This is a genomic window from Pseudoalteromonas sp. GW168-MNA-CIBAN-0100, from assembly GCF_040309225.1.
Taxonomy (GTDB): domain Bacteria; phylum Pseudomonadota; class Gammaproteobacteria; order Enterobacterales; family Alteromonadaceae; genus Pseudoalteromonas; species Pseudoalteromonas arctica.
Map to the genome: position 1 here is coordinate 1 of NZ_JBEOOL010000079.1, position 636 is coordinate 636.

The 636-nt window shown below is 41.4% G+C and carries 2 pseudogenes; one reads left to right on the top strand and one right to left on the bottom strand.

Going from position 1 to position 636, the window contains the following annotated elements:
• Window positions 1–333 (top strand): annotated as a pseudogene (locus tag AAEY62_RS20085) (sodium-dependent transporter); the annotation flags it as partial.
• A gap of 116 nt (window positions 334–449) precedes the next feature.
• On the opposite strand, the pseudogene AAEY62_RS20090 reads toward AAEY62_RS20085, so the two are convergent.
• Window positions 450–636 (bottom strand): annotated as a pseudogene (locus AAEY62_RS20090) (hypothetical protein); the annotation flags it as partial.

Below are 636 nucleotides of genomic sequence, written 5' to 3' on the forward strand. Positions count from 1 at the left end.
TATACGGTAGAACGCTTTGCAATGTCTCGCTTACAGGCCACTTGGGTAATTGGTGCATTAATCACTCTAGTGAGCATCACGATAGTGTGTAACTTAGAGTTACTGTTTGGCTTAGTGATCACCTTAACCACTAAAGTGGCACAGCCATTATTAGGTCTTATGTGTTGTATATACGTAGGCTGGATTTGGTCAAGAGGCTCATTACTAAAGGCCATTCAAGAAGGTAACCCTGAAGTACACAATACCTTATTTTGGAAAGTATGGCCTTGGTACACTAAGTTTGTATGCCCACTGGCGATAGGCCTGGTATTTTTACATTCATTATTAAGCTAAAGTTAGTTTCTGCTCTTAACAACATCGAGTAGGGTGAGGCTTATGCCTCATCCCTCTCACAGAACCGTACGTACGGACCTCGTATACGGCTCCTGTACCCTTCACATTTTATCAACTTATTTCCTAAACGCCGATAAAGCAAGCCATCCCGTATTCACTTTTTCTATTGGATATAAACCAAGCTCCTCAAACCATTGGTTTGGCATCGCTACATTCGATAATGGACTTAGAGAGTTTCGCCATGAGTTCATTTTGATGAACTTAAATGGCGGCTTTTTCCCTAATTGTTTTAGTCGCTTATGC